Here is a 26892-nt window from a genome sequence, read left to right as displayed (position 1 = left end):
AAAAGAGAGGGGCGGGGTGCGGCTGCGCCCCGGTCAGTCGTCGTAGGAGCGGCAGCCCCAGCGCACGGCGTCGGGCGCCTCGCCGGCCACATGGCCGATGACGATGCGCGGTGGCGTCTCGTCCAGGCCCTTTCTGAGCGGCATGGCGCGTGCGTACTGGGCGGGCAGCTCGCCAAAGCCTTCAAGATCCCAGCTGCTGCGCGCCTGCGGCCGGGCCTTGGTGCGCTGGACCAGCGCCTGCAGGCTGCCCGTGGCGCGCGCCGCGACAATGCTGCCACTGCCGCCGCGCACGGTGATGGAGGACACCTGCGTGCCATCGATCTCCAGCGGCGTGGCAAACAGGTAGAGCAGGTCCAGGCTTTCGCCGGGCGCGCGGTCCACCACGGTCACGCCCTGCGCGCGCAGGCGCTGGGCCAGCGCTTCGTCGCGGCCATCGGGAAACTCGATGCGGCAATGCAGGGCGTCGGTGAACAGGGTGGTGATGTCCGCTGCCGTGGCGGGGGCGGCCTGCACCGTGGCGCAGGCCGTGCCGGCCAGCAGCAGGGTGAAGAAAGCTTTGGAACAGGCGTTCATGGCGTGGCTCAATGGGCGCATCAGGGATGGCGGTAGATCTTGAAAGCGGGCTTGTGGGTGCGGTAGCCGGGGCCTGCCCAGAAACCGTTCTGCTTGAAGTCCGAGATCCAGACGCTTCCATCGAACATCTGCATGTGACCTGCAGGCGAGGAGGTGAAGCCCTGCATCACGGCCACATCGCCTTTCTTGTAGCCACCTTCAGGCATGGCGTCGTAGCGTGTGAAGCCGGCGGCCACCAGGCTGGTGCCGTAGTCCTTGGCATCGCGCGTGCGCTGCAGTGCGATGCCACCAGCGCCGATCGCATCGCGCACATAGCGCGCGCAGTAGCCGGCGGAGCTGGCGCGCGCATTGGTCTGCAGGGTGGCGACGGCGTTGTCTACATTCCAGGGCATATGCAAATATCCTTTTGGCTATTCTTGGGTTATGGATGGGAACTGCTCACCATGAGAATGCGAGGGGAGTGGGTAGGCGAATGCGATATACATCAGACAGCACCATGAAATCTCCACCACGGCCATTCTTCGCTCTCCATTCCAGGAAATGCTTGTTCTGGACGATGTACTTTCTTCTCCGGGCTTCGTCTGGCGGAACATCTGCCATCTCGTCGTCGACGTTTATGCCCGGCCGCGCGCCTCTCCAGCAATCCACGCCTTCAAAGCCCCAGCATCCCAGGGGCTGGGAAATGAATGAGTCACTGTCGTTGAAGTCATAGGAGTCGCGGAGGTAGAAACCGAGTTCGTCTATTTCCAAGGAAATTTTTCCATTCCCCTGGGGAGTGACCATGCCGGAAGCGGCTATGTTGAGCTGCGACTCACCCATGGCACCGTAGAAATCATCCATAGGGTCCGTCATCTTGCCGAAGACCAGGAAATTCACCTGGCAGGTGTCTTCAAGAATTTTTGCGGGCTGGTTCAGGTCACCGAAGCGCCATGTTTTCTGGCCGGAATGGGCATTCTCCTGATTTTCCACTCGACGTTTCAGTTGCGCGATTCCAGCATCGCTGCTCCATTTGTTTTTCAGGGTGTCCTGGGCTTTCTTGACTCGCTCGAATCCCAATGCCCATTTCATGTTGACGGTGGTTTCGTCGAGATGCGCTGCAGCAAGTTTGCTCAAACGGTATGCCCCTTCGCTTGTCTTCATGGGTGCAGGCATCTTGAACGCCGCCCCATTGAACCATCGCTCCATGAGCTTGGCCGCCACAGGCCATGCCAAACGTGTGTGCATGACCTTGGGTATGTCGCGCAGTTGGAAAATTGGCGTTTGGTGCTTTGGCGCGTTGATCCGTTCGAGGTGCTTGAGCATCTCGTTTCGGATGGTGTCCTGATCTATTTGAAGAGTGCGCCCCATGATGATTTTTGAAAATGGATGTAGTGCTAATGCGGCCGGTCAAGGCATGATCTGGCCATCTGTCAAGGGTGGGCAATTCGTGCATTCCGGTGGAATGTCTTCAAAAACGATATCTCTTCCAACTTGAATGGTGTTCATTGGTGGATTTAAATACCAATACAACTGGCCATTGATCCACATATCAACAATCTTGCTTTCTGCCATCAGAGTCTCCGGATGAATTCGGTGCAATCGGACAAAAGACGGCATCTTCATGTTGTAGTGCCACATACGCTGCAGCGGGGCGGCATCGTAATAGTCCAACCTGTAGACACCCCGCGGACTGGTGTAGCTGCCCCGGAGCTTGGGCGTCAGGCCATGTGGCATCCACAGTGCCAGGCTCACGGCAAGCACCGAGATAAATACCCAGAGAAAGTATTTGAATACTTTTTTCCTGATTTTCTCAGGGGAAGATTTTCTTTTTTCAATGGCGGGCAATTCTTGCATTCTGGAGATATCTTTGGAGGAAAAAGTCTCTTTCAATCAAACAAGGCGGATTGGAGGATGCAGGCGTCCAATGACGTCGCTTTTGTCCTGCATCTACCATGTGGCGGTACGACCGGCCCGCACCTGCAGGCCGGTAATAGCTTCTTACTTCGCGCCCTGCTTCACGGAAGGCAGCTTGGACACCAGGCGCAGCGACACCGTCAGGCCTTCCAGCTGGTAGTGGGGGCGCAGGAAGAACTTGGAGGTGTAGTAGCCGGGGTTGCCCTCGACTTCCTGCACCTGCACCTCGGCGGCGGCCAGGGGCTTGCGGGCCTTGGTTTCCTGCGAGGAGTTGGCCGGGTCGCCGTCCACGTAGTTCATGATCCAGTCGTTGAGCCAGCGCTCCATGTCGGTGCGCTCGCGGAAGGAGCCGATCTTGTCGCGCACGATGCACTTGAGGTAGTGCGCGAAGCGGCAGCAGGCGAACATGTAGGGCAGGCGCGCCGACAGGTTGGCATTGGCCGTGGCGTCGGAGTCGTAGTACTCGGCGGGCTTGGCCAGCGACTGGGCGCCGATGAAGGCGGCCACGTCCGAGTTCTTGCGGTGCACCAGGGGCATGAAGCCGTTCTTGGCGAGCTCGGCCTCGCGGCGGTCGCTGATGGCGATTTCCGTGGGGCACTTCATGTCCACGCCACCATCGTCGGTGGGGAAGGTGTGGGCCGGCAGGTTGTCCACCGCGCCGCCCGATTCCACGCCGCGGATGGAGGTGCACCAGCCGTAGTACTTGAACGAGCGGTTGATGTTGACCGCCATGGCGTAGGCCGAGTTGGCCCAGCAGTACTTGCCGTGGTCGCCGCTGTCGGTTTCTTCCTCGAAATCGAATTCATCGACCGGGTTGGTGCGCGCGCCGTAGGGCAGGCGTGCCAGGAAGCGGGGCATGGCCAGGCCGATGTACTTGGCGTCGTCGGACTCGCGCAGACTGCGCCACGCGGCGTACTCGGTGTTGGTGAAGATCTTGGTCAGGTCGCGCGGGTTGGCCAGCTCCTGCCAGGATTCCATCTGCATGATGGCGGGCGCCGCGCCCGAGATGAAGGGGCAGTGGGCCGCGGCAGCCACCTTGGCCATTTCACCGAGCAGCTCCACGTCCGGCGGGCTGTGGTCGAAGTGGTAGTCGCCCACCAGGCAGCCGAAGGGCTCGCCGCCGAACTGGCCGTACTCCTCTTCGTACACCTTTTTGAAGACGGGGCTCTGGTCCCAGCCCACGCCCTTGAAGCGGCGCATGTTGCGGTGCAGCTCCTTCTTGGAGATGTTCATGACGCGGATCTTGAGCATCTCGTCCACCTCGGTGTTGGTCACCAGGTGGTGCAGGCCGCGCCAGGCGCCTTCGAGCTTCTGGTAGTCGTCGTGGTGGATGATGCGGTTGATCTGCTCGGACAGCTTGCGGTCGATCTCGGCAATGATGGCCTGCACCGTCTGGTAGGCATCGTTGGACAGCGTGATCGCCGAGCCCAGGGCCTGCTGGGCCAGCGTCTGCACGGCCGCTTCCACGGCTTCGCGGGCCTGGTCGGTCTTGGGCTTGAATTCCTTTTGCAGCAGGCTGCCGAATTCGCTGCCGGCCAGCGCCTGGGTCGATTGTTCGAGTTGGGTTGCGGTATTCATGACGTGCTTGCCTTCCTGATGTGCTGCCTCAAGCCTCGGATGCAGGGCCCGAGGCCTGCGGGGCAGTGATATTGGGCGCGGCGGCCAGCGACTTGAGCAGCGCAGGGTCCTTGAGCACCTTGCCGATCAGCTCCTCGGCGCCCTGCTTGCCGTCCATGTAGGACAGCAGGTTGTGCAGCTGGGTGCGTGCCTCCAGCAGCGAGTTGAGCGCGCCCACGCGCCGCGCGATGGCGGCGGGGGAGAAGTCCTCCATGCTCTCGAAGCTCAGGTCGATGTTGAGCTTGCCCTCGCCCGTCAGGGTGTTGTCCACCTGGAAGGCGACGCGGGGCTTGATGGACTTCATGCGCGCATCGAAGTTGTCGATGTCGATTTCCAGGAACTTGCGGTCGGCGATCTCGGGCAGCGGATCGACGGGCTTGCCCGACAGATCGGCCAGCACGCCCATCACGAAGGGGATCTGCACCTTCTTTTCCGAACCGTAGATCTCGACGTCGTACTCGATCTGCACGCGCGGCGCACGGTTGCGCGCGATGAATTTCTGACCACTCTTGCCGGTTTTGGTGAGCGACATGCGGGTGTTCCTTTCAAGAAAAAAATGGGTCGCAGAAGTAAAAAGCCTGGAGTCCCGCCTTGCGGCGGACCGAAGGGCTGAGGGCGCAAGAGGCCGTGTGGAAACAGGTGGACGGGGTGGGTGTCATGGGGCAGCCGGCTCCTTGAAAGCGAAGTCCGGGTCCAGCAGATCCGTGCATTCCTCGCAGTAGAGGTAGGCGATGGAGCGCTTGTTCTCCGTCGTCCCCCAGCCGGTGCCGCTGTCGATGGTCAGATTGACCTGGCGGCCGCCCTTGAAGCGCACGACGGCACGGGCACTGCAGCTACCGGTTTCATAGGCATGCGCGTAATTGAACTGGCTGCTGGACTTGGCGTGGCGCAGGAAGTAGCGCGCGCGCTTTTCGTCAATGCGCAGTGAATCGCAATGGATGCGGGGGTCTTCGCTTTTGGCGGTGCCGTCGCGGATCGTGATGCGCTCGATGGCGTTTGCATGCCGTGCACCGGCATCTGCGAAGGCTGGCGTCGAGAGACCCACGCCCAGGGCCATGAAACAGCATTTGGCCTTCATGTCTGCTGCTCCTGCAGGTGGGCGCCCGTGATCACTTCCACCTGGGCCAGGCTGTCGGGCGACAGTTCGCGCAGGATGTCCATGAAGCCCATGCGCATGAAGCGGGCGGCGCGGCGGATGAGCAGGGGGGCGGGGTTGGAGGGCTCGGTGCGCTCCACGAAGGCGGCGATTTCCAGCAACTGGGCAATCGCCTGTTCGCGGTTGCGTGCCGGGGTGTGGGGGGTGCCGGGCGCGGGCTGGGATGCCAGGCCGTCCCCGGTGCCGGCCTGTGCGGCCGGATCGGTTTCAGCGGCCGTGTCGGCGTCGCCTGTGGACTGGGGCAGCCATTGACCGAGGGCCAGCAGCAGCTGGCGCAGGCCGTCGAGCTCGGGCTGCTGGTGGCTGGGCAGGTGCTGTTCGCAGCAGGCGCGGATCCGGTCGAGTTCCTGCAGCGCGGGGGTGACGGCCAGCAGGGTTTCGTGGCCCTCGGCATGTGCGCGGGCCGAGGCCATGCGCAGCTCGTCGGCGGTCAGGTGCGGCAGGTCCTCGGGCACGTTGCCCCTGGCCATCAGTTCGGCGTCGCGCACGCTGATCTGGCCCAGGGCGCCGCGCAGGAAGTCGGCGTTGCGCAGGTCGCGCACAAAGCCCGTCACGTCCGACAGGGTGCCCAGGGCGTTCATGCGCATGAAGTAGTCGTCGCCGTCCTCGGGCAGGGGGTGGACATGCTCCCAGTGGCGCTCCAGCAGGGCGGCGCACAGCTGCAGGCCCTGCAGCGTGCCGGGCAGGCCGTGCAGGATGGTCCAGGCACGGCACAGCAGCACGGCCACGCGCAGGTCCTTGGTGCGCTGCATCAGGGCCGAGGCCTGGCGCTCCACGTCGCGCCAGTCCGGTGGCTCGGCGGGGATGACGGTGTCGCCGAACTGCTGTTCGACCTTGCCCTGCGCAGCGCTTTCCATGGACTGGAAGTCGTTGTCATAGGTGAGGTCCGGGCCGCAGGGGGGCTCGGCGGAGGTCTCGGTCAGCAGGTCCTGGATATTGGCCATGGGCGGGATTCGATGTGGCTTGGGGTTTGGTGTGCAGGGGCCGTGCGCTCTGTGCGGGTTCAGGCGCCCTTGAACAGCCGGGTGAACAGGCGGCGGTGCAGCACTTCGTGCTGGACCACTTCGTCAGGGGCGTGGCGCGGCGTGGCCGAGATCCACCAGACGGAGGTGGTGGAACCGGGGCGCATGCAGGCGCGCCAGTCCATGCGCGGCAGGCGCGCGGCGTTGCCTTGCGAGGCGCCCATGTCAAGGTCCGCCAGCAGGCTGTGGATGGAGGTGCTGTCCGGCGCGCTGCGCTCCTGCTGGAACGGCCATTGCAGGGTGGCCAGCCGCTCGTCGAGCTGCTGGGCCGACAGGGGCAGGCGTCGCGCGTCGATGAGCGCATCGCGTGCGCCGCTCAGAAAGCGTTCGATGTCCTGGTCCGACGCCGGTATGCCGGAGCTGCCGTCCACCGTGGCCATGATGGCCAGCGGAAAGAGCCTGCCGATGCGGTCGGAGCTGGGGCCGATCACGCCCACCATGGACTGGCCCAGGATGGAGGCAGGGCACAGGAAGAACCACAGCGGCGAGTGCACGAAGCGTGTGGACCAGCCATCGGCCGCATCGCTGCGCAACTGGTCCATGCCGTTGCGCAGCCATTCGTCCCAGCGCATGGTCAGTGCGTGGGGCATGCGCCGGCCGACGAAATCGCCCTGGCTGGGCAGCTTGCCCCACCAGGCGGCGCATGGCCGCTGGACAGTCATGGCGTTCACAGCCGGTCCGGACATTCGAATTCCTCCATGGCCTTGAGCCGGAATGGGTTGAGGACGCTGCTGGTGGTGACTTCCATGCGCAGCTTGCGCCCGTCGATGGTGAAGATGGCCGTGAAGCGCTCGGGCGAGTTGCCCGGCAGGATCTGGGCGCGGTCGAACAGGCGGTGCAGGGCCCAGGGGCCTTCGGTCACGATGCCGGTGTTCTGCGCGCCGGCCGCCGTGATCTGCAGCCGGGCCTGGCCGGTGCCGCGCGTGCCGGGCCAGGAGACGGCCTTGGGGATTTGCGGGCCGTGCTGGTAGCGCACGATCTCGCCGTCCACGTCCAGCACCATCTGGGAGATGGAGGCGTCCATGTCCAGCGGCTTGATCTCCAGCCGGATGCCGGGCGTGTTGCCGCCTGCGCGGAAGAACACGTCGCGGATGGAGGCCGCGCGCTGGAAGGCGGCCAGCGAGGCAGAGCCCCCCACCGGCGTGCCGTCCACACCCTGCTTGAAGGTCCAGGGCACGGTGGAGATGTCCACCATGGTCTGCAGCTGGGTGCGGAAGAACTCGTCCATGGTGCCGCCGGTGGCGAACAGGCGGGCGAAGTCGTCCGTGGTCACGTCGCGCGTGGCGCTGCGCGTGAAGGGGTAGCGGCCCAGGATGGCTCGGCGGCAGAAGTCGCCGATGGTGGCGTTGAGGTTGCCGCCCAGCGTGCTGCGCACGCTGCTTCCCACGAAGGACGAGGTGGAGGTGGCCAGGGCCTCGTACATGCTGTTGAGCGGAGGCGGCACGCGCTTGGCCTCCGAGCGCACCTTCTCCAGCGTGCCGCTCAGCGAGGGAGGCACGCCGCCGCCCTGGATCACCTGCTGGCGCGCCGAGGCGATGACGGCCGCCGCCTCGTTGAGCACCTGCAGGCTGGCGGTGATGGGCGCCGGGCCCGAGCCGTTGCTGGTGGCAAGGCGCCGGTATTCGCGGAAGCGGAAGTCCACGATGTCGGCCTCCAGCGTGCCGGTGGCCAGCATGCCGCCCACGTTCAGCGGCTTGCCGGTCAGGCGGCTGAGCTGTTGCTGTTCCTCGCGGATGCGCTGCAGTTTCTCGCCCAGCCAGCTGCTGGTGCTGCCCGAGCTGCCGCCTTCCTGCTGGTCCGGGCGGCGGGCCAGCGTGGTCTCGCGGGCCACGGCGCGGATGAACTGCTCCAGGCTGGAGTTGGCGGACGAGTACAGGCGGGCCTGCTCGCCGGCCTGCTCCAGCGAGGCCGTGCGTATGGGGCGGATGTCGGCCAGGAAGGTTTCCCACAGGCGCGCGTACTCCATCAGGTACAGGCGCTTGACCTCGTTGGCCAGCTGGCCCGTGAGCACTTCCTGGGCCACGCTGCGCCGGCCTTCGGCCTGGCCCAGCACCCAGGTTTCCTCCTTGGCCAGCAAGGTGGTGACCTTGGGCAGCTCGTGCAGGAAGAGGCCGTGGTAGCCGTCATAGGTGAACAGGCCGCTGATGCCCTGGGTGAGCGGCTTGCCGCTGGCACGCGCAAAGACCTGGGGCGCCTCGGGACCGCTGGCACGCACCACGCTGAAGTCGGGCGGCAGCTTGTCGCCGGTGTTCAGCAGCTGCTTGAGGCGGCTGTAGGCACGCTGGGCGGGCGACATCTGGGCCAGGCGCTGGCGCACCTCGGCGACCAGGTTGGCGTCGATGGGCTGGGCGGAGACCACCACGCGGCCGTCGATGAGGCGGTCCAGGTGCTCGGACAGCTGGTCCACCAGGCCGGCCTGCACCAGATGCTGGGGCAGGGTGTTTTCCCAATCGCTGCGCAGCCAGGCCTTGACGAAGGTGGCGTCGAAGTGGTCGGGCTCGTAGAGCATGAGATAGGCCTTGAGCGTTTCGTAGCTGGCCTCGGGGCTGCCGGTGCTGACCTGGCGCAGCGAGCGCGCGACATGGCTGCTCAGGCGCGGCAGCCAGGCGTCTTCCAGCAGGCGCAGGTAGGTGGCGTGGGCGGCCGTCTGCACCTTGGGCACCTGCAGCAGGCCCCAGCGCCAGCCCAGCGGGGCCGATTCCTCGAAGCGGCTGCTCTGCGCCACGCGCGCCGCGTGGTTGAGCATGGGCACCAGGGCGACCACGTTGTCGGGATCGGTGGCCTTGGATTCCTCCACGGCCTGGCGCAGCGTGCCGGCGTTGTCGGCCACTTCGTTCAGGTAGCGCTGGTTGTTCTCGTAGCTCAGCGTCCAGGCCAGGGCCGCGCCGCCCAGGGCCAGCAGCAGGGCGCACAGGCCGGCGGCCTGCATCAGGCGCAGCTGGCGCTCTTTCTTGGCGTTGCGCCCGGTCAGGCCGGACTCGTTGAACATCACGTCCTTGAACAGCGACTCCAGGAAGTAGCTGCGGCCCTGCTGGGGCACGGCATCGGCCGGCAGGCGGCCGCGCAGCGCAAAGCGGCGCGACAGGGCCGACATCACGCGGTCGAAGGGCATGCCCTCCTGCGTTCCGCTGGTGAAGTAGACGCCGCGCAGCAGCGGCTTTTCCTTGAAGCGCGAGGCGGAGAACGCCGCATCCAGCGTGTCGCGCACCACGTCCTTGAGGCCGGCAAACTGCTGGGGCAGGGCGTAGAGCAGGCTGCGGCGCGCAAGATCGGGCTCGGTCATCAGCCGCTGGGGCAACAGGCGGTTGATCTGGGCGACCAGGGCGTCGAATTCCTCCATGTACAGGGCGCTGGCGGCCTGCGGGTCGCTGGCGGGCGAGCGCTGGGTCTTTTCGTCATAGGGGTAGGTGAAGCCCCAGACCTGGGCGCGCTCCTCGCGGCTCATGGCGCCGAAGAACTCGTTGAAGCCCGCCAGCAGGTCGCTCTTGGTGACCAGCACGTAGACGGGAAAGCGGATGGTCAGCTCCTCGCACAGCTCGCTCAGGCGCAGGCCGATCAGCTGGGCCAGCTGGGCACGCTCGGTATCGCTGCTGCTGAGCAGCTCCTGCACGCTGAGCGTGACGATGACGCCGTTGACCGGCTGGCGTCCGCGAAAGCGCCTGAGCAGTTGCATGAAGCCCTTCCAGGCAGCCTTGTCCTGCTCCGCATCGCTTTCCTGGGTGGTGTAGCGGCCGGCCGTGTCCAGCAGCACGGCTTGGTCGGTGAACCACCAGTCGCAGTTGCGCGTGCCGCCCATGCCGGGGATGGCGCGCTTGCCGAACTGGGCCGCCAGCGGGAAGTCCAGCCCCGAGTTGATCAGGGCCGTGGTCTTGCCCGAACCCGGCGAGCCGATGATCAGGTACCAGGGCAGCTGGTAGATGTAGCGCTTGTTCCAGCGCCCGAACAGGCCGCCTTCGGTCTGGCCGAAGCGGGTCTTGCTCAGCGTGTCCAGGGCTTCCTTGAAGCGGGACTCCAGCTCTGCCACTTCCTCGGAGCCGGCAGCGGGCGTGCCGTCCGCCTCGCGCGGCGAGGTCAGGCGGGACAGGCCGGTCATGAGGTGCTCGTTCATGCGCTGTGCGCGCCACCATTTCAGCAGCAGGCGCAGGAACCAGAGGATGAACAGGCCGGCGATCAACCACCAGCGCACGGTGGGGCTGCCCAGTGGCTGGTAGGGCTGGATGAAGACGAGGGGGCCGACGAACCAGATGAGCAGGCTCAGGGCCACCAGGCCCAGAAGCTCCAGCATGTAGCGGTTGAACAGCCATGAGGCGATGCGACGGATCATGGGGGTCAGTTCCTGGTCTCGGGTGCGGCAGGCAGGGCCTGCAGTTGCTGGTCACGCTGCTGGGGCGCGACCAGCAGGACGATTTCCACCCGCCGGTTCAGCGCCCGGCCTTCGGCCGTGTTGTTGGGGGCGACGGGGTCGCTGTCGGCACGGCCCTCGGCATGCAGGCGCTGGCGGTCGCGCAGCGAGCCGCCCAGCATCTGGGACACGGCCTGGGCACGCTCCTGCGACAGGTTCCAGTTGGACGGGAAGCGCGCCGTGCGGATGGGCAGGTTGTCGGTGTAGCCATTGACGATGACCTTGCCCGGCACTTCGTCCAGCGCCGCGGCCACGCGGTGGATGACCTGCACGTAGCGGGGCTTGACGACGGTGGCAGCCGGGTCGAACAGGCCGTCGCCGCGCAGGATGACGGTGCTGCGGTCGGCTTCGTCGCGCACGCTGACCAGGCCTTCGCGGATTTCAGGCTCCAGGAACTGGCGCAGCCGCGGCTTGATGGTGGCCACGGTGGCAGCCGCCGAGGTGCGCGGGAACCGGATCTCGTTGATGGCGGCGAACAGATCGTCCGAGCTGTTGGACAGCCGGTAGCTGAACCACAGGTAGATGAAGAACGCCAGCAGCAGCGTGATGGCTGCCGCCACCCACAGCGGCACCATGGCCCAGGGCGGCGAGGCCAGGCGCTGCACGCCGCGCCAGTGCACGGACAGCAGGCTGCTGCGGTCGCCGCGCGTCGATTCGATGAGCTGCAGCAGGCGCGCCTTGAGCGTCTCCAGCTGGGCGCGGCCGTTGTCGATCACGCGGTAGCGGCCTTCGAAGCCCAGCATCACGCAGTAGTACAGCAGCTCGATGAGGTCGATGTGCTGGTGCGGCGTCTGCACCAGCCGGGCCAGCAGCTGGAAGAACTTCTCGCCGCCCCAGGTTTCGTTGTGCAGGGCCACGAGCAGGCTGAAGTGAGGCCAGATACCTGCGCTTCCCCAGGGCGTCTGGGCGGCGGTTTCGTCGAGCACGGTGCAGATGCAGTAGCGTGCGCCGATGATGGTTTCCATGGGCACGCCGCTGGCGCCGGCACGCTGCTCGAACTCGCGTATGTGTTCGAGCAGAAGCTGCTGCAGCGCGCGCGGGTCTTCGTTGGTGACCATGGCGCGGATCTGGGGGATGAGGTTCAGCAGCTGGTTGGCGGCGGCCACCAGCGGGTTGCCGCCGCTGACCACGTCGGGCAGGTTGGAGCGCAGCGGCTCCTGGCCGGCAGGCGCGGTTGCGCCGCTGGCTGCGCCTTCGGCTCGGCCCGCGTCGCCGTCTCTCCCCCAGGGCATTTGGTGGCTGATGTTGGAACTGTTCATGTCGGAAGATGCGTCGCGCCGTCAGCGGCGGATGGCCCAGAACTCCAGTTGCAGGTCGGGGAATTCGCCGGAGACGTGCATGGCAAGGCCGCCGGAGCTTTGCAGCTGGTTCCACAGATCGTGCGTGGTGTCCACCTCGAAATAGTTGTAGCCCGCGTGGTAGGGAATCTCGCGCGGGGCAATGGGCAGGGGCCGCAGCGTGACGCCGGGCAGGTGCAGGTTCACCAGGTCGCGTATGCGCTCCACCGGGCCCAGCTTGGTCTGGGTGGGGAAGTGGGTGCGCAGGAATTCCGGCGTGGTCTGGGCATGGGCGGCCAGCACGAAGTCGCAGGTGGTCAGCAGCTCGGTGGACGGGATCAGCGCCACGCGCACGCCGTACTGGCGGTCGTGCAGCGGGATCTGGATGGCGTTTTGCTCCAGCACCGAGGACAGGCTGCGCCGCAGCTCCAGCATCAGTGGCGGAAAGCTGCGCCGCAGGTCGTCATGGTCGTAGGCGGGCAGCACCTCGGGGCGGCGACGCTCGTGGTCGAAGGTGGTCAGCTCGGCGGCCAGGCGCAGCAGTTCCTCGAACAGGCGCTCGGGATGGATGCTGCCGGTGCGCACCCAGTGCTGGGCGGCGCCCGTCCAGTGGTTGATGAGCTGCAGCAGCAGGAAGTCGCCGACCTCGCCGATGCCGCCGCGCTCGGGCTGGATCATGCGCTGGGCCAGAACCTCGCCGCGCTGTCGCAGCAGGCCGTGGATTTCCTTGCAGAAGGTATTGAGCACCGAGCTGGGCCCGTTGTTGACCACGGTGGGAATGAAGCCGGGCTCCAGCAGCACGCCTCCGCTGGCCTGGCGCTCGACCACATGGGCCACGGGCAGGCTGACCCAGCCTTCGGTCAGCTCGTGGGCGGGGCGCAGGCTCAGGCGCAGCCGGCCCAGCTGCACCTCGGCGGGCTGGGCGCCCACGTCGTTGCTGTCCGCCACTTCGGTCACGTCACTGAGATAGCGCGCGGGGCTTTGCGTGCCTTCGCCAAAGGTGACCTCGCTGCCCGACAGGCGGCGCAGCGGCAGGGCCAGGTGCACCACCACGTCCTTGAGGTCCTTGCCGATGTCCAGCGGGGTGGGCGCCTCGTCGTCGCCCGGCAGCTGGAACGGCGTGCCGTCGGGCAGCACGCCGTGTGCCGAGCGTATGCCCAGCTTGCCCATGCGCAGCAGATCGGTGTCCAGCTCCAGTTCCGAGAAGCCCCAGAAAAAGGGCTGTCCCGGCAGGCTGCGCGACTGCAGTTGCCGGAACAGGAAGCGCTCCTGCTGCTGGAAGTGCTGGGGCCGAAGGAACATGCCTTCGGCCCAGATGACTTTGCGTTGCCAGACCATGGTGGATAGATGTGCGTTTATTGGGATGCGGGTTGGATGCGCACGGTGACCTCCTCGCGGGTCAGGTGCACCTGGTAGCGCACAGGCTGCAGCTTTTCGGTGGAGCCCATGCCCCACCACCGCCTGCGCAGCTCCACGGAGTTGGGCGCGGCGGCCGAGGCGCGCCAGGTGCTGCGCTCCAGATCGCGGTAGGCGGCGAACAGGCCGAAGGCGCGCACATCGGGGTTGCCCTTGCGCTCAATCACCTGGCGCTGGCCGGGCGCGATCAGGAATTCCTCGCGCCGCACGAAGTCGCTGCCCAGCTGGCCGTCGTCCTTGTCCTGCAGGTCGAAGAAGCCGGCGCGGTCGAAGGCGGCGGAGGCGCGCAGCTCGTAGATGCGCAGCAGCACGGGCTTGGGGATGCCTTCGCGGTCGGGGTTGATGTCCATGTCGGCCACCACCTCGAACACGGCGGCGGGCACGGCCGTGGGCGCCACTTCAGGCGCGCGGCTCAGGGGATTGAGGGAGCCGCAGCCGGCCAGGCCGGTCGCCATTGCCGTGCCCAGGCCCAAGGCGCCCAGCGTTTGCAGCGCCTGACGGCGCGCTTGCGGTACATGCGGTGCATGCGATTTCCACATGGCTTCTCCTGTCTCGATATCAGTCATTGGTGTCACGCGGGCAGATCCACACCGTCAGCGCGCTGAGGTTGTCCTGGTGCGGATTGCCGCTGGATACGACGCGGCCGACCATGCGCTGTATCCATTCGTCGGGGCGCTGGCTCGCGGCCAGCAGCTGCTCCATTTCCGACTCGTGCATGCCTTCCCACAGGCCGTCCGAGCACAGCAAAAAGACATCGCCGGGCTCCAGGGCCACGGCGGCGGAGCGGATGCTGGGCGGCACCTGGCCTTCGGCACCGATGGCGCCGGCCAGGACGTTGCGGTTGGGCAGGCGGCGCGGGTCGTTCTCTTCGTACAGGCCGGCGTGCAGCAGCTGCTGCACCAGGCTGTGGTCTTCGGTGCGCAGGTGCATGCGGCCTGCGCGGAACCAGTACAGGCGCGAGTCGCCCCAGTGCGCCCACAGGGCGCGGCCCTGCCCGGGGTCGATGCACAGCACCACCACGGTGGCGCTCATGTGCATGCGCGAGGCCGAGGTGGACTGCTGGCCGCTGACGCGGTGCTCCGCCTGGGAAATCAGGGAGGCCAGGCTGGCAGGGGCGAACAGCGGGTTCTCCCGGAAGCCCTCCAGCACGGCCTGGACCGTGAGCTGGGCGGCAAGTTCGCCATGCCCGTGCCCGCCAGCGCCATCCGCCAGAGTGCAGCACAGGCCGCCGGCGCCCAGGTCCATCAGGCCCATGGCGTCTTCGTTGCTGGAACGCCTGCCGCTGTGGGATGCGCTGGCCACCTGGATGCTGTAGCGGTGGCCGTCTCCGTCGAGGTAGGCGATCACGGCTGGCCTTTCACGGACTGCTCGGCGTTTTCGTAGGCCTCGACGAAGGTGCGGCCCGAGAAGGCCATCAGATCGTCCTCGGCATGGCGGCGCAGCACGTCGAAGTTGTGCTTGTAGTCGTCCCACAGCGCAGCCTTGCGGCCATTGGTCAGCAGCTTGTCCAGCAGGCCGGGGTTGGTTTCGGTGCGGCGCTCCAGCTCGGTCGGATCGAACCGGGTCAGGGCCTCGGCATAGGCGGCGCGGATGCCGGCCATCAGGGCCAGTTGGTGCACGTGCAGATCCTGGAAGGCGTCCTGCATGGCGGGCAGCGGCTTCATGAAGCCCGGGAAGGTCTGGTGGACCATCTGCATGAGCACGCCCTCGGAATTGGGCAGGAACTTGAGCGGATTGTTGGCGCCCGTGGCAATGATGGTGACGCCGGCACGGAACTCGCGCTTGATCTCGGAGCGCGCCGCCAGCAGGTCGATGGTGCCCTGCACGGCAATGCGCAGGGCTTCGCCGAAGGTGCGCATGAATTCGGGCGTGACCTCGAAATGGGTCTTGGCCGGGTTCAGGCCCGCGCCTTCCATGAAGGCCGTGGCCAGGGCCTGCAGGTCGGTGTGGGCGGCGCTGGCGGCGTTGGCGGCCGGCTGGGGCTGCACCGGAGCATCGACAGGCGCGGCGGTGCAGGGCAGGGTGCCGACGGGAATGGCGGCGGCGCCCTGGCCGAGGATGCTGGAGGCTGCGTTGAAGTGGGCGCTGGAGCTGGTGTTGGCGGGAGCGGTGGCAGCGCTTGCGGCAGAAACGATGGCTGGCGCAGCTTGGCCTGCGCCGGACTGGAAGATGTCCAGGTCCAGCCCGTTGGTGGGCAGCAGTCCGTCGAGCACGACGGGCTCGGCGGGGATTTCGGGGGCTGTCGCGGCAGTGGGGGCCGTGGCCATCGGTGCAGCAACTGGTGCAGCGGCAGGTAAGGGAGCTGGTACGGCAACTGGTACGGCAGTTGGTGCGGCCTGAACCTGTACAGGTTGCTGTGTCTGCGCCGCAGGCGCCAATGACTGCTCCAGGCCGGCCGGCTGGGCCGGCGCCGCTGGCTGCGCAGGCGGCTGCATGCGCGGCAGGTTGAAGGCCTGGCCCAGCTCGGAGCCCCGGCCCGATGCCTGTTGCAGCGGCGCTGCGTCGCCGGGCAGGCCGCCCTGGTCGAACAGCGCGAGCGGATCGAGCTTTTGCGATGCCTCGAAGCACGAAGGCAGGCCGGTATGGGAGGCGTCATGCAGTGCCTCGGTGCTCAGGCCCTTGAGGGGAAGCGTTTGGACCATGCCGTCATGGCGCTGCTGAATCAGCTCGCCCTTGCCGTGCGAGGGCAGGCCGGCCCAGCCTTCTTCCTGCTGCCGAGCCTGCTCGGGCGGCGGTGCAAAGGGGTCGAAATCATTGGGAATCAGCAGCGGGCGGTGCTGCGGCCTGGCCGGCTGCGGCATCGCCATGGCCGCTTGCTCGGGGGGGATTGCACTCTGGGCAGAAGGCGCAGGCGGGGTCTGGATGTCATCCAGGCTCAGCGCCGTCAGGCCTTCCCAGGGATCGGCGATGCCGGCGGCGGCTGGAGGCAGAACGTCTGCCAGTGGCGCAGCTTCTGCCGGCCCCGTTGCTTGCGGCTGCAGCGGGCTGTCAACTGCGAGGGGCTGCTGGATCGGTGGCTGCGGGATTGCCGTGACCGGCGAGGGAACCGATGGCGTTGAGGGTGCTGAGGGCGCAGAAGGTGCTGAGGGCGTCACAGCCGCTGCAAATGCTGCGCTGGCAGGCGCCGGCACGGCTGCACCGGGCGAGGCCGGCGCCTCGAAAGGGGTGCCCGGCGCCACGGCGGCCAGGGTGTAGGCGCCGATGCGGATGCGCGCGCCCAGTGTCAGGGCCACTTCCTGGCCCGAGCGCACGGGCTGGTCTGCCACCCAGATGGGATCACGCTCGCTCAGGTTCGCAACAAAGGCTCCCTCGGAATCGAGCCTGACCATGGCGTGCACGCGCGCCACGGAAGCGTCCGGATCCGAGATGATGAGCTTGTTCTGGCCACTGCGTCCGATCGTGCCGCCTGCCATGCCGAATACGGCATGCCAGTGGCGGTCGACCGCAACGCCATCGTGGTCCACGACCCTGAGTTCGATTTTGTCCATGGAGTCTTAGGCTAGGCAGTTTTCAGGAAGCGTCGGGGGCCTCGGCAGGCCTCAGGAGGCCTTGCGCGCGGGCGCCGGGCGCTTGTTGCGCAGCGCGGCGCGGGCATTGTTGAATTCCCGGCCCCAGGTGGGATGGCCCTTTTCGGCCTCGGTCAGCTGGAAGGTGGGGTCCAGGGCCAGGGCCATGTCGAAGTGCTGCCGGCAGGGCTTGCGGCGGCCTTCCACGCAGTGGCTGAAGGCGATGTACTTGAGCGCCTTGACCTGGCTGCTCATCGGCAGCTCCTGCGCGGTGGACAGGGGCGTCAGGGCCGTGATGGCATCCTCGTAGCGGCCATCCACGTAGAGCTGGATGGCCTCGACCAGCTCCTGCTCCTTGATCACCACCGGGTCCACGGGCTTGACGGGCTCGACAGGCGCCTGCACCACGGGCGGTGCTGGCTCGGGCTCCACCGGCTTGGGTGCGGTTTCGCAGGCGGCCAGCCCGAAGGCAACGGCAAGGGCAAGGGTCAGGCGCTGGAGGGAGTGAGGGATATGCATGGACATGGTCATCGGGCATCAAAGTCATGGGAAAGGGTCACCGACTGGCCGTCGGTGATGCGGATCACCTGCCGATAGCTCTCGAAGCCGGGGTTGCGCAGTTCCACCGTGTGGGAGCCTGGCGCCAGCTTGAGCAGCACGACGGGAGGGGTGACGCCGGACGGCTTGCCGTTGATCAGCACGTTGGCCCAGGGGCTGACCCTCAGGCGCAGGTTGTGATCTGTCCGTGGCGTCTCAGGCCGTGCGGCCAGTGCGGCGGAGCGCACCGGGGCCGAGCCCGATGTCAGTGCGGTGATCGATGTGATCACGCGGCTGTTCAGTGCAAAGCCGCCGGCCGTGGGCGCTGCGGTTGCCACGCGCAGCCGTTGCGCGGCAGGGCAGCGCTGGGTCCAGCGTTCCTGGGCGCGGCTGTAGGCGTCCCGCCACGGCGTACCCGTGGTCTCGTAGGCCTGCAGCGCAAAGCCGGGGTGGGCGGCGAACGCGGCGTCGAATGCGGCCTCGCAGCGCGCCCATTCCTTGTGCGTGCAATAGGTGTAGGCCAGGTACTTGTGGGCGGAGGCCCGCTCCATGGGATCCGCCAGCCCGCCAAACAGCGCAGCCTGCAGCGCACGCTCGGCCTGGGCCAGGTCGCGCGCCTCGAACAGCGCAATGCCCTGCGCCAGCTGCGGGCGTCCTGCCGAGCCGGTTTGGGCCGGCGCGGCCTCCTCGCATGCCGCCTGGGAATGCGCCAGGCAGGGCAGGCCGAGCACTGCAGTGCACAGCATCCATCGCCAGCGGTGGTTCATCAGTCGAGCCATGCGCCGCGCTCATTCGAAAAGATGGTTCACGGTCACCGACTCGCCCTTGGTGACCGTGATGGTCTTGGTCACCGTAGAGGCCGCACCCGGGTTGCTGATGTCGATGCGGTACTCGCCCTCCGGCAACTCCATCTGGGTCAGCGGCGGGCTGGTCCGTGCCGGGGCGCGGTTCACGGAGACATAGCCCCAGGGCACGACCCTGAACACCACCTTGCCTGTGGCCGCTGCGGGCTTGGCGGGGCGGGCTTCGGTCTTGGGCGGCTCGGTGGGCAACGGCTCGGGCACCGCGGCCACCGTGACGGGGGCGACGGGCGCCCCTTGCTCGGGCTGGGAAGGGGGGAGTTCAGCCAGCGCGGCCTGCTCCGGCGGGGTCATCGGCTGCACCTGCTCCGTGGAGGCCAGCGAGGCCTCGTTGAGCAACTGCTTGAGCAGCGCCTGGGCCTCGGTGCGGTGCTGTCCTTCGGGGAAGCTGTCCAGGTAGTCCTGCAGGCGGGCCAGGCTGGACTGGCTTTGGGCCTGCTGCCAGGCCAGGTTGTCGCGCGCCGCCAGGGTCTTGGCACGGGCCTGGTCCTGGGAATGGTCGTACCACAGCACGCCGCCGCCCGCGATGGCCGCCAGCACCAGGGCGCCGATGGCCATCGGCACGGCCATGCCGCTGCGCCTGGCCTTGGGCACTGCCTGGACGGCAGCGGCCGGAGGCTGCACCCCTGGGGGCGCGCCCTGAACGGCGGGTGCGGAGGCGGGCTGTTGGGATGCAGGCGCCTGCGCCTGAACCGGAGGCTGCGCAGGCTGAGCGGGGGGCAGTGCCTGGTCGATGTCGATGTACGGACCGTTGTCCAGGCCCATGGGATCGGCGGCAGATGCCTGAGGCGTCATCTGGGGCGCGGCTGCGGCTGCAGATGGCTGGGCAGGGCCGCCTGTTGCCAAACCCCCAGGCGTGGTGGGAGCGGGCGGCACCGGTGCGACCGTGGCGACAGGAGGGACCGATGCAACAGATGCAACAGGCGGGACCGCAGGCACGGGCATGACCGCGGCCGCGGGCGCTGCCTGCGGCGCTGCTGCAGGAACGAAGATTTCCGTGATCGGCACGAAGCGCGGCGCCTGCACGGCTGCCGACTGGGTGGCCATGGCGGCCTGTACGGACGCAGGCGGCGTGATCGGGATGTAGATGGGGCTGGGCTCCCCCGGCGCAGGCGCTGCCCGGGCGTCGGTGGACAGGCCCAGCAGGCTGCGCAGCTCGGCAATGGATTGGGGGCGGTCCTGGGGGCGAACGGCCAGCGCCCTTTGCATGCCCTGCAGAAAAGCGTCGGAGTAGCCCGGTACCTGTTCGGAGGTCAGCGGCTGCATGGGATCGGTGACCATGCGCGCGACCGAGGTGGCCGGGATGCGGCCCGTGGCGGCCTGGTGGATCAGTGCGCCGACCTGGTAGATGTCGGTCCACGCGCCCTGGGGCATGGCGCCGTCGTCCACGTATTGCTCGATGGGCGCAAAACCGGGCTTGAGCACCATGGTCAGCGCCTGGGTCATGTCGCCGATGATGCGGCGCGCGGCGCCGAAATCCAGCAGCACGGGGCTGCCATCGCGCTGCACGAAGATGTTGTCCGGCGCGATGTCGCGGTGGAAGCAGTCTTGCGCATGCAGCACTTCCAGCACGTCCAGCAAGGGGATCAGCAGCGCGCTGAGCCCGGCCTGATCCATGCGGCCGGACGATGCCTTCAGCACCTGGCCCAGCGTCTGGCCCTCGTAGTGGCGCATCACCATGTAGGCCGTGCCGCCGGCTTCGAAGAAGCGGTAGACATGCACCAGGGTGGGGTGGGAGAAGCGCGCCAGCAGGCGGGCCTCGTTGATGAAGCTGCGCAGCCCGGCGTCGAAGGCGCCACGGTGCTGCGAGCGCACATGCACCTGATGGGAGCTTTGCCGTCCGGCCAGTGCCGAAGGCATGTACTCCTTGATCGCGACCTCGCGGTCCAGCGAGAGGTCACGGGCCTTGTAGACGATGCCGAAACCGCCTTCGCCGATGACATCGAGCACGCGGTATTCGCCAATCTGGACACCTGCCGGAAGGCAGTTGGTCGAACATGCTGCTTCGCTATCCATGCAATCCCACCCAAGATGTTGTTTCACACGCTGGCGGGCGAGGTCTGTCGCAGTGCCAGGGTGCCGAATCTGTTCGAGGCCATTGGACAAGCACAAAGCCGGCATCGCACCGGCAATCTGTCTATGCAACCGCTGGCTTTCCTCGATCAGCCAATTGTCTGAAGCCGGGGGCCAAAGACGAACGTCATGGACTCGTCATGAATACAAGATCGTATTTCAATCGGACTCCGAATGCGGCGTGAGTGTAGCTTGAGTTCTGCAAAAAGCCATGACACGTATCGAATGGATAAGCGATGGATACATTTTTTTTCAGATGTATCGGCCGTAACAATTCAGTCGGGCCAATTGTTTGTATTTTTCCGATCTTATCCACTATCATCGCGGCTCCAACAAAGGAGGGCGGTTCACGACAGTGAGGATTGCAGGCGATTGTCAATACATTCCTTGACCATCCAGGGTATGCGCCGCACTGATCTGAATCACATGTTCAGTGAATCGGTTTCGTGCGCTCTGCCCGGGAGTGGTTTTCCCCTTTGTTCGCGTGTGAACCATCCGATGCAGTCGGTCTATTGGGTTGCATGCGAACGTTTAATCCATTAATTCGAGAGGTGTGCAATGTCCGTTGATATGTTCATGAAGGTCGAGGGCGCCAGTGGCGAATCCCAGGATTCCAACCACAAGGGCTGGACCGACATCGACTCCTTCACCTGGGGCGCGACCCAGCCCAACACCATGGCCAGCGGCGGCGGTGCCGGCGCCGGCAAGGTGAGCTTCCATGACCTGAACGTCATCGCCAAGGTGGACAAGTGCTACCCCGCCGTGCTCAAGCACTGCGCCACGGGCAAGCACCTGGGCCAGGTCGATATTTCGCTGTGCAAGGCCGGTGGCTCGCAGATCGAGTTCACCAAGATCACCCTGACCGACGTCATGGTGACGAACGTGACCGTCAGCGGCGCCAACTCCTCTGACACCGTGACTGTCAACTACTCGTTCCAGGCTGCCAAGGTCAAGACCCAGTACTGGGAACAGACCAACCAGGGCGGCAAGGGCGCCGAGAGCCAGATGGGCTTCAACATCAAGGAAAACCGCGAAGCCTGAGTCTTCTTGCGCAGGCTTGCTGCTGCGGCAAACCCGCGTCGGATGCATCCGGCGTGGGTTTGCCGTGGATGCGCGGGAATATGGCCTCCATCCATCGATGGAGGCTTTCCAGTATGGAAAGCTGGAATCGAGCGGTGGATCGAATATCGGGCAGGACGTGCCTTGTCTCTGCATGCAAAGGCCGCTGCTAGCAGATTTACATGTCAGTTCCTTGACAGAAAGCCGCCTTCCGTTCCTGCCAGAGGCTGAATGCCTCAATATCTTGCAATATTTAACAAATACACAAACCCATGGCCGCAGGCATGGGGAAATTGATGTGCTCGTTGCACCATGTGTGTGCAGAAAATCTCTGGAAAAAATGGATTGGCGCAAATATGCGCAGGATTACCGCGAGTGGGTTCCTGTTGGTGTTGGTCCAGTCACTTTGAATGTCTGGTGCCGGGGGGGGCCAAACGCTATGGTGTGTATGGCCTTTGCGGCGGCAAGTCGCGGAGCATACACGAAGATCGGCCGTTGTCGAGGATATTCTTGTAGGTCCAATTATTAAAACGCAATTCGTTTCTTTAATAAATTCCACTGCCAACTTGTGTACAAGAAAGAGTACTAAATGCGTGAATGGACCATTGCCCATTGCCTGATAGCAAATCAGGCAATGGTATTGCTGCTGCGGTCGGCGTATACCCTGTCTTCGGCCATGCGCGAGTCCGGTGTCGAAGGCAAGGCCTGGCCCTTCTTCAGGGCTCCGGGCATGTCGTTGCCAGCCCCTGGCGGCGGCCAGCGGCAAGGCCTGCGTGCTCCAGCAGGCGTGGCAGTCGCATGAGCATCGCGGTTGTTTCCTCGCCGGTGTGCGAGACGCGCCAGGGGCCTGCAAGCAGCGCGCATTCGCTGGCTGCGCAGATCTACGCCTGCCTGAAGAACGACATCTTCGATTTCCGCCTGCTGCCTGGCGACCGTTTCAGCGAAGGCGAGATCGCCACGCGCATGCAGGTCAGCCGCACGCCCGTGCGCCAGGCGCTGTTCTGGTTGCAGCGCGATGGCTATGTGGATGTGCACTTCAAGAGCGGATGGCAGATCAAGGCCTTCGACTTCAAGTACTTCGAGGATCTGTACGAGGTGCGCACCCTGATGGAGACCAGCGCCGTGGCCAGCCTGGTGGGCGAATCGCTGCAGTCATTGCAGCCGCTGCGCGAAGTCTGGTGCGTGCCCGAGGAGCAGCGCGAGACCGACCCCGCCGTCGTGGCCTCGCTGGACGAGGCCTTCCATACCGGCCTGGTGGCCGCGACCGGCAACCAGGAGATGGCGCGCATCCACCTGGACATTACAGAGCGCATCCGCATCATCCGCCGCCTGGATGTGATCAAGCTGCCGCGCGTCTCGGCAACCTACGACGACCATGCCGCCATTCTTGCCGCCATCGAGGCCGGCGATGCCGCGCTGGCCCAGTCCTGCCTGAAGCAGCACATCGCCGACAGCCGTGCCGAGGTCAAGCGCATCACCTTCTACATGCTGCAGACGGCGCGCGAGCGCTATGGGGCCCTGCAGCAGACGGCTTGATGGTCGGGATGTGTGGAACGGGCCTCTTCGGAGGCCCTTTTTCATGGGCGCACGGCTCGCTGGGGGAAGGCGGGCGTGCATCCGGCCCGGCAAAGGCTGCAAGTCGCGGGTAAGCGGCCCGCTTATCCCTGCATTGCGGCGGCGGCGTCCCGGTAGTCTCCCTGCCAAACCGTGGACGGGCCCTGCGCCCGCACCATCCGCAAACTTACAGGGAAGAGAACATGAGCATCAGAACCGACAACCTGAATGTGCAAAGCCTGTTGGCCCGAGCCCAGTCCAGGCTCAACAGCAGCACCACGGCGCAGACGGCTTCGGACTCGGCCATCAAGAAGAGCGATGCGCAGGCCGGCGCCACGAAGACGGACAGCACCAAGACGGAGACCACCGAAGCGGAGAAAGTCCGCAAGCTGGCGCCTTCGCTGTCCAAGGCGCACGAGCGCATTGCGGCCCAGGCCCAGGCGGGCTCGACCTCGCTGTCGGCGCTGGGGCAGTTCAAGTCGTCCCTGGTGGATCTGGCCACGGCGGGCAAGGAGATGGCGGCCCTCACGGCGACCAGCACCACCCAGTCGGTCCAAGGTGCGCTGGAAAAGCTGGTGGCGCGCTACAACGCCAGCGCGGCCAAGGGCAATGCCAGCGCGGCCGCCGGCTCCACCACCGATGTGGGGGCCACCCGCGCGCTGCGCGAGTTGCGTGCGGCCATCATGAGTGTCACGGGCAGCGCGACTTCGCCCAGCCTGGCCAGGATCGGCATCGTCCAGCGCCAGGACGGGACGCTGGCGGTGGACGCCAAGGCCCTGGAAAAGTCCATGGCCACAGATCCCGCAGGCGTGACCTCGGCCCTGGCCGGCATTGGCAAGGCGGTGGAAAACAGCGCCAACGATGCACTGTCCACGGGCAGCCGGCTGAGTTCGTCCATGGCAAGCCTGGGCGACCGGGTCAAGGCGCTGCAGCAGCAGCAAAGCGCCGTGGTGGCGACGGCCGAGAAGCTCGGCGATTCCCTGGTCGGCTCGGCCAACTGGAATCGCATGGTGCTGGACGCCTACCTCAAGAACTAGTTTTTGCCGCGTTTCCGTCCCGCATCCTGTTTCCCCATCATGAAAAATCTGCGCATAGGCCTTCGTCTCGGAGGCGGTTTCACCATTCTTTTGCTGATCATGCTGCTCATCAGTGTCACCAGCATCGTCAGCATGGGGCACATGGCCCGCTCGACCACGGAAATCACCGAGGTGGCCCTGGCCAAGGAGCGGATGATCAGCGACTGGTTCCGCAACATCCACTCGGGTTCGCGCCGCACCACGGCCATTGCCAAGAGCAGCGATCCCTCGCTGGCCACCTTCTTCGCCGAAGACGCAGCCGAGTCCTCGCGCCAGTCCAGCAAGCTGCAGGACCGCATCGAGCCGCTGCTGCAGACCCAGGAGGAAAAGGACATCTGGGTCGAGATCAAGAAGGCGCGCGCCGGCTATCTGGCGGGCCGCGACGTGGTGACCAAGGCCAAGGCCGAGGGCCGCGCCGAAGACGCCGAGCGCCTGTTCACCCAGCAATACCAGCCCGCCACGCAGCGCTATATCGACATGGTCCAGCGCCTGCTGGACATGCAGCGCGCGGCCATCGACAGCTCCGCCGCCGATGTGCTGGTGCGCTTCTCGGCCAGTCGAGCTGCCATCATCACGGTGGTCTCGCTGGCCTTCGTGCTGGGCGCGCTGGCCGCCTGGTGGATCACGCGCGGCATCACCAGGCCGCTGGCCGAGGCCCTGCGCGTGGCGCGCACCGTGGCCAACAACGACCTGACCAGCCGCATCACCGTTGATTCGCGCGATGAAACGGGCCAGTTGCTGCAGGCGCTGCGCCAGATGAACGACAACCTGGCCCAGGTCGTGGGGCAGGTGCGCTCGGGTGCCGACAGCATCGCCACGGCTTCGGGCGAGATCGACGCGGGCAACCAGGACCTGTCCTCGCGCACCGAGCAGCAGGCCAGCTCGCTGGAGCAGACGGCCGCTGCCATGGAGGAGCTGACCAGCACGGTCAAGCAGAACGCAGAGAACGCGCGCCAGGCCAATCAGCTGGCCGCTTCGGCGTCGCAGACAGCCGTGCAGGGCGGCAAGGTGGTGGCGGGCGTGGTGGACACCATGGGCGGCATCAGCGAGTCCAGCCGCAAGATTGCCGACATCATCGGCGTGATCGACTCCATTGCCTTCCAGACCAACATCCTGGCGCTGAACGCCGCCGTGGAAGCGGCGCGTGCCGGCGAGCAGGGGCGTGGCTTTGCCGTGGTGGCGGGCGAGGTGCGTGCGCTGGCGCAGCGCAGCGCCTCGGCGGCCAAGGACATCAAGGACCTCATTGCAGATTCCGTGTCCAAGGTGGACGCGGGCACGCGCCAGGTGGCCGAGGCCGGTCGCACCATGGACGGCATCGTGCAAAGCGTGCAGCAGGTCAGCGACCTGGTGGCCGAGATCACCGCCGCCAGCCAGGAGCAAAGCAGCGGCATCAACCAGGTGCACCAGGCGATTTCGCAGATGGACACGGTGACACAGCAGAATGCGGCGCTGGTCGAGGAGGCGGCCGCTGCAACCGGCTCGCTCAAATCCCAGGTGCACCAGCTGGCCGCTGCAGTGAGCGTATTCCGTATCGAGGGCGTGGCGTCCGCTCGTCCGGCGGTGGCCCCAGCCCCGGCCCCTGCCGGGCGTGCACAGCCTGCGGCAGCGCAGATGCGCGCTCCTGCCAGGCCGCTGGCCGCGCCTGCGGCTGCTGCGTCCCCGGGTGCACCCGCCGCCAAGCCTGCAGCCGCCAAGCTGCCGGCCTCCCGGCAGTCCGTGCCCGCCACTGGCAAGGACGATGGGGACTGGACCTCGTTCTGAGCCCGGCCAGGTTACTTGGGGGCGCCCAGCTCGTACTTGGAGCCCTCTCCCTGGCCGTCGGTGATGGCGGCGGCCTGGCCAGCGGCCGGGTTCACGCCGCCTGCATCTTCCTTGTTGGTGGCACCTGACCCGCTTGCCGGTTCAGACGCCCGGGCGGGCAGCGGCGCGGCAGCCGGCAACGGCTCATGCGGGTCGCTCTTGGCATGGGGCATGACCTGCTCGGCCGTGATCACGGGCTGGCCCAGCAGGGGCTTGTCCGGTGGCGGCTGGTTGAAGCGCGGCACTTCGGCCATGGGAAATCCCGCGCGCTGCGACGAGGTCTCGCCCGAGCAGGCGGCCAGCGTCAGCAAAGAGCTTGCGGCGACGCCCAGGGCCAGCCGTCTGGCAAGTGTCGTGGCATGCACAAATTCATGGGGCATGGTTGTTCTCCGGTGGTCTATCTTCCGGCCGACATGCTCCCACGCGCCCAGGTCTGGTGGCGTAGGTCCATGCCGGATTCCCGGTCGCCGACCACCGCAATCCTTGCTCAGGGCTGGCTGCCGCTGGCCTTCCACGATCCGTCGGACTGCTTGCAGAACCAGAAGCGCCAGTTTTCCGAGGTCTTTTTCAGGCGCACATCGGCCGACAGCAGGCGGCAGCTTCCGGCCGTCCCGGTCTGCACGGTCTGCTGCGGCTGCAAGGCCAACGTCACGCGCTGGTTGGTTCGGTTCGGGCCGCTGGTCCATTCGGTCACGGAGCCGTCGGCGGCCTCGTTGAGCACCTTGGCCACGGCGGCCTTGGCATCGGGCAGGTCCCTGGCGGGAATGCGCGCGGCGATGGTGTCGTTGAGGAAGATCGAAGCCGCAGCGCTGGCGCTGGTGGACACCAGCGAAGCGGCAGCGGCCAGCGATGCGACGGTGATGGCAAAGGTTTTCATGCAATGGGTCCTGGAAAGTGGGCCGACGCCCGCAGCGGGGTGCCGGAAGGAGAGTATCGGGCCATGTTAACGGCTGCAATGGCGCCTGCGGGCGTCGCGCGCCGCCGAAACCAGCGCAAGCTGCGCCACAGTGCTGCCGAGGGCTGCGCAAAACGTTTACAGTCCTTGGCGGATTTCCCCGTCCCTTCCTGCCA

At 66.3% G+C, this 26892-nt stretch carries 24 protein-coding genes; 4 read left to right on the top strand and 20 right to left on the bottom strand.

Annotation, left to right across the window (positions count from 1 at the left end; all coding sequences use genetic code 11):
* Positions 1 to 33: 33 nt before the first annotated feature.
* From AC5I49_RS04770 to AC5I49_RS04685, 18 genes are all read right to left on the bottom strand, one after another.
* Positions 34 to 573 carry a hypothetical protein gene (locus tag AC5I49_RS04770; RefSeq protein WP_392450677.1) on the bottom strand — a complete coding sequence of 180 codons (540 nt, stop codon included), beginning with the start codon at positions 571 to 573 and terminating at the stop codon, positions 34 to 36.
* Positions 574 to 593: 20 nt separating this feature from the next.
* Positions 594 to 965: a hypothetical protein gene (locus AC5I49_RS04765; RefSeq protein WP_013802359.1), complete on the bottom strand. Its 372-nt coding sequence runs from the start codon at positions 963 to 965 to the stop codon at positions 594 to 596.
* A 46-nt stretch (positions 966 to 1011) separates the two neighbouring features.
* Entirely contained in the window at positions 1012 to 1875 is an 864-nt protein-coding gene (locus tag AC5I49_RS04760; RefSeq protein WP_495788915.1) for a DUF6402 family protein, read from the bottom strand.
* Positions 1876 to 1959: 84 nt separating this feature from the next.
* Positions 1960 to 2406 carry a hypothetical protein gene (locus AC5I49_RS04755; RefSeq protein ID WP_495788914.1) on the bottom strand — a complete coding sequence of 149 codons (447 nt, stop codon included), beginning with the start codon at positions 2404 to 2406 and terminating at the stop codon, positions 1960 to 1962.
* Between the two features lie 144 nt (positions 2407 to 2550).
* On the bottom strand, positions 2551 to 4044 hold the full coding sequence (tssC, locus tag AC5I49_RS04750) for a type VI secretion system contractile sheath large subunit (protein WP_012205676.1): 1494 nt from the start codon (positions 4042 to 4044) through the stop codon (positions 2551 to 2553).
* A gap of 28 nt (positions 4045 to 4072) precedes the next feature.
* A complete protein-coding gene (gene tssB / locus AC5I49_RS04745; RefSeq protein ID WP_012205675.1) occupies positions 4073 to 4615 on the bottom strand; it encodes a type VI secretion system contractile sheath small subunit in 543 nt (180 codons plus the stop codon).
* A gap of 123 nt (positions 4616 to 4738) precedes the next feature.
* Complete coding sequence (locus AC5I49_RS04740) at positions 4739 to 5161, bottom strand: hypothetical protein (protein ID WP_016446989.1); 423 nt, start codon at positions 5159 to 5161, stop codon at positions 4739 to 4741.
* The gene (gene tssA, locus AC5I49_RS04735; RefSeq protein WP_017405326.1) at positions 5158 to 6183 is read right to left on the bottom strand and encodes a type VI secretion system protein TssA; all 1026 of its coding nucleotides are present in this window, start codon (positions 6181 to 6183) and stop codon (positions 5158 to 5160) included. The genes AC5I49_RS04740 and tssA overlap by 4 nt, the downstream gene beginning before the upstream one ends.
* A 59-nt stretch (positions 6184 to 6242) precedes the next feature.
* Entirely contained in the window at positions 6243 to 6947 is a 705-nt protein-coding gene (gene tagF, locus AC5I49_RS04730; RefSeq protein WP_016453379.1) for a type VI secretion system-associated protein TagF, read from the bottom strand.
* Positions 6929 to 10585, bottom strand: a complete 3657-nt coding sequence (tssM, locus tag AC5I49_RS04725) for a type VI secretion system membrane subunit TssM (RefSeq protein ID WP_133073232.1) — start codon at positions 10583 to 10585, stop codon at positions 6929 to 6931. Before tssM ends, tagF begins: the two co-directional genes overlap by 19 nt.
* A gap of 5 nt (positions 10586 to 10590) precedes the next feature.
* Positions 10591 to 11922 carry a DotU family type VI secretion system protein gene (locus AC5I49_RS04720; RefSeq protein WP_495788913.1) on the bottom strand — a complete coding sequence of 444 codons (1332 nt, stop codon included), beginning with the start codon at positions 11920 to 11922 and terminating at the stop codon, positions 10591 to 10593.
* A 21-nt stretch (positions 11923 to 11943) separates the two neighbouring features.
* Positions 11944 to 13278, bottom strand: coding sequence for a type VI secretion system baseplate subunit TssK (gene tssK / locus AC5I49_RS04715; protein ID WP_016453380.1), 1335 nt, complete (start codon positions 13276 to 13278; stop codon positions 11944 to 11946).
* Positions 13279 to 13295: 17 nt separating this feature from the next.
* A complete protein-coding gene (gene tssJ / locus AC5I49_RS04710) occupies positions 13296 to 13895 on the bottom strand; it encodes a type VI secretion system lipoprotein TssJ (protein WP_016446983.1) in 600 nt (199 codons plus the stop codon).
* A 19-nt stretch (positions 13896 to 13914) separates the two neighbouring features.
* Entirely contained in the window at positions 13915 to 14703 is a 789-nt protein-coding gene (locus tag AC5I49_RS04705) for a PP2C family protein-serine/threonine phosphatase (protein ID WP_046240040.1), read from the bottom strand.
* Positions 14700 to 16844, bottom strand: coding sequence for a type VI secretion system-associated FHA domain protein TagH (tagH, locus tag AC5I49_RS04700; protein WP_495788912.1), 2145 nt, complete (start codon positions 16842 to 16844; stop codon positions 14700 to 14702). Before tagH ends, AC5I49_RS04705 begins: the two co-directional genes overlap by 4 nt.
* Before the next feature lie 51 nt (positions 16845 to 16895).
* A complete protein-coding gene (locus tag AC5I49_RS04695) occupies positions 16896 to 17381 on the bottom strand; it encodes a TssQ family T6SS-associated lipoprotein (protein ID WP_223275220.1) in 486 nt (161 codons plus the stop codon).
* A gap of 8 nt (positions 17382 to 17389) precedes the next feature.
* The gene (locus tag AC5I49_RS04690; protein WP_016446979.1) at positions 17390 to 18178 is read right to left on the bottom strand and encodes a PEGA domain-containing protein; all 789 of its coding nucleotides are present in this window, start codon (positions 18176 to 18178) and stop codon (positions 17390 to 17392) included.
* 9 nt (positions 18179 to 18187) lie between these two features.
* Positions 18188 to 20275, bottom strand: coding sequence for a serine/threonine protein kinase (locus AC5I49_RS04685; RefSeq protein ID WP_495788911.1), 2088 nt, complete (start codon positions 20273 to 20275; stop codon positions 18188 to 18190).
* 615 nt (positions 20276 to 20890) lie between these two features.
* Between AC5I49_RS04685 and AC5I49_RS04680 the strand changes: the two genes are divergently transcribed.
* The 4 genes from AC5I49_RS04680 to AC5I49_RS04665 all read left to right on the top strand — a co-directional run bounded on the left by AC5I49_RS04680 (position 20891) and on the right by AC5I49_RS04665 (position 25782).
* A complete protein-coding gene (locus AC5I49_RS04680) occupies positions 20891 to 21373 on the top strand; it encodes an Hcp family type VI secretion system effector (protein WP_016446977.1) in 483 nt (160 codons plus the stop codon).
* 816 nt (positions 21374 to 22189) lie between these two features.
* Positions 22190 to 22927, top strand: coding sequence for a GntR family transcriptional regulator (locus AC5I49_RS04675; RefSeq protein WP_016453385.1), 738 nt, complete (start codon positions 22190 to 22192; stop codon positions 22925 to 22927).
* A 221-nt stretch (positions 22928 to 23148) separates the two neighbouring features.
* Positions 23149 to 23982, top strand: coding sequence for a flagellar filament capping protein FliD (gene fliD / locus AC5I49_RS04670; RefSeq protein WP_017407064.1), 834 nt, complete (start codon positions 23149 to 23151; stop codon positions 23980 to 23982).
* A gap of 39 nt (positions 23983 to 24021) precedes the next feature.
* Positions 24022 to 25782 (top strand): methyl-accepting chemotaxis protein, encoded by a 1761-nt coding sequence (locus AC5I49_RS04665; RefSeq protein WP_312840950.1) that lies wholly within the window; start codon positions 24022 to 24024, stop codon positions 25780 to 25782.
* Positions 25783 to 25793: 11 nt separating this feature from the next.
* Here AC5I49_RS04665 and AC5I49_RS04660 read toward each other — a convergent pair whose 3' ends face one another.
* Complete coding sequence (locus AC5I49_RS04660) at positions 25794 to 26201, bottom strand: hypothetical protein (protein WP_017407006.1); 408 nt, start codon at positions 26199 to 26201, stop codon at positions 25794 to 25796.
* A 107-nt stretch (positions 26202 to 26308) separates the two neighbouring features.
* Positions 26309 to 26698 (bottom strand): hypothetical protein, encoded by a 390-nt coding sequence (locus AC5I49_RS04655; RefSeq protein ID WP_017407005.1) that lies wholly within the window; start codon positions 26696 to 26698, stop codon positions 26309 to 26311.
* Positions 26699 to 26892: the final 194 nt, after the last annotated feature.

This window comes from Delftia sp. (genome assembly GCF_059499305.1).
This window is presented reverse-complemented; position numbering and strand designations above follow the sequence as displayed.

Coding starts and splice junctions, on each gene's coding strand:
- AC5I49_RS04695 (WP_223275220.1), bottom strand. CDS start 17,381: ATGCATATCCCTCACTCCCTCCAGCGCCTGACCCTTGCCCTTGCCGTT.
- tagF (WP_016453379.1), bottom strand. CDS start 6,947: ATGTCCGGACCGGCTGTGAACGCCATGACTGTCCAGCGGCCATGCGCC.
- AC5I49_RS04655 (WP_017407005.1), bottom strand. CDS start 26,698: ATGAAAACCTTTGCCATCACCGTCGCATCGCTGGCCGCTGCCGCTTCG.
- AC5I49_RS04675 (WP_016453385.1), top strand. CDS start 22,190: ATGAGCATCGCGGTTGTTTCCTCGCCGGTGTGCGAGACGCGCCAGGGG.
- fliD (WP_017407064.1), top strand. CDS start 23,149: ATGAGCATCAGAACCGACAACCTGAATGTGCAAAGCCTGTTGGCCCGA.
- tssA (WP_017405326.1), bottom strand. CDS start 6,183: ATGGCCAATATCCAGGACCTGCTGACCGAGACCTCCGCCGAGCCCCCC.
- tssC (WP_012205676.1), bottom strand. CDS start 4,044: ATGAATACCGCAACCCAACTCGAACAATCGACCCAGGCGCTGGCCGGC.
- tssB (WP_012205675.1), bottom strand. CDS start 4,615: ATGTCGCTCACCAAAACCGGCAAGAGTGGTCAGAAATTCATCGCGCGC.
- tssK (WP_016453380.1), bottom strand. CDS start 13,278: ATGGTCTGGCAACGCAAAGTCATCTGGGCCGAAGGCATGTTCCTTCGG.
- AC5I49_RS04690 (WP_016446979.1), bottom strand. CDS start 18,178: ATGGCTCGACTGATGAACCACCGCTGGCGATGGATGCTGTGCACTGCA.
- AC5I49_RS04770 (WP_392450677.1), bottom strand. CDS start 573: ATGAACGCCTGTTCCAAAGCTTTCTTCACCCTGCTGCTGGCCGGCACG.
- AC5I49_RS04760 (WP_495788915.1), bottom strand. CDS start 1,875: ATGCTCAAGCACCTCGAACGGATCAACGCGCCAAAGCACCAAACGCCA.
- tssJ (WP_016446983.1), bottom strand. CDS start 13,895: ATGTGGAAATCGCATGCACCGCATGTACCGCAAGCGCGCCGTCAGGCG.
- tssM (WP_133073232.1), bottom strand. CDS start 10,585: ATGATCCGTCGCATCGCCTCATGGCTGTTCAACCGCTACATGCTGGAG.
- AC5I49_RS04665 (WP_312840950.1), top strand. CDS start 24,022: ATGAAAAATCTGCGCATAGGCCTTCGTCTCGGAGGCGGTTTCACCATT.
- AC5I49_RS04680 (WP_016446977.1), top strand. CDS start 20,891: ATGTCCGTTGATATGTTCATGAAGGTCGAGGGCGCCAGTGGCGAATCC.
- AC5I49_RS04755 (WP_495788914.1), bottom strand. CDS start 2,406: ATGCAAGAATTGCCCGCCATTGAAAAAAGAAAATCTTCCCCTGAGAAA.
- AC5I49_RS04765 (WP_013802359.1), bottom strand. CDS start 965: ATGCCCTGGAATGTAGACAACGCCGTCGCCACCCTGCAGACCAATGCG.
- AC5I49_RS04685 (WP_495788911.1), bottom strand. CDS start 20,275: ATGGATAGCGAAGCAGCATGTTCGACCAACTGCCTTCCGGCAGGTGTC.
- AC5I49_RS04720 (WP_495788913.1), bottom strand. CDS start 11,922: ATGAACAGTTCCAACATCAGCCACCAAATGCCCTGGGGGAGAGACGGC.
- AC5I49_RS04740 (WP_016446989.1), bottom strand. CDS start 5,161: ATGAAGGCCAAATGCTGTTTCATGGCCCTGGGCGTGGGTCTCTCGACG.
- AC5I49_RS04660 (WP_017407006.1), bottom strand. CDS start 26,201: ATGCCCCATGAATTTGTGCATGCCACGACACTTGCCAGACGGCTGGCC.
- tagH (WP_495788912.1), bottom strand. CDS start 16,844: ATGGACAAAATCGAACTCAGGGTCGTGGACCACGATGGCGTTGCGGTC.